General features: G+C 56.9%; 1 pseudogene. It reads left to right on the top strand.

Going from position 1 to position 641, the window contains the following annotated elements:
- Positions 1 to 383: pseudogene (locus H6A60_RS12175) on the top strand (porin); the annotation flags it as partial.
- Between the last annotated feature and the right edge of the window lie 258 nt (positions 384 to 641).

Genomic DNA, 641 nt, shown 5'->3' with positions numbered 1-641 from the left:
CGGGCACGCCCGTTCATAGTGTGGCAAAACTTCTCGGCGCCGGCCTCAACACGGCCACGAACCCGACCGGCATCGAAGGACGCGGCTTTGACGGCTTCGATGTCGGCGTCAACGCACAGATTAAGCTTTGGGGCGGCGACCTCTACCTGACAACCGGTTACAACGACTGGGAGTACAAGGGCGACGTCGTCGAAGGACAAGAAACCGGACTCAAGCACTACCTCGTCGGTGCTGCCTACGAATATCCCCTGAGCAAGCGAGTGCATATCTACGGCTCTGCCAACTGGACGCACGGCACCGGGCTTTTCGACACGGAAAACTTCTCGGATTCCTCCGATCCGAACTCGTGGCAGGCGATGGCAGGTCTGACTTATTTCTTCTAACACAAGCTTCACCCAGCCATGTCCGGCCGTCCGCGCACAACCGTGTTCGGGCGGCTTTGACATATCCGCTTCGCGCTTCGAAAGCGTCCATTAAGCGATCGGAATCACAATGAAGGCACTTTTTCGCTTTTCGAGTCTGACATGCCAAAAACCGATTTGAGCGGCGACGACCTTCGCTTCATTCTTGACCTCTCCAAAACCAAGTCGCTCACGATAACGGCGGCCAATTTCGGCTGGAGCATTCCGACGGCATCACGC

The organism is Sutterella massiliensis (assembly GCF_016899755.1).
In the GTDB taxonomy this organism is placed as follows: Bacteria; Pseudomonadota; Gammaproteobacteria; order Burkholderiales; family Burkholderiaceae_F; genus Sutterella; species Sutterella massiliensis.
The sequence above is the reverse complement of the archived record's forward strand: the minus strand, read 5'-3'. Positions and strand labels throughout refer to the sequence as shown.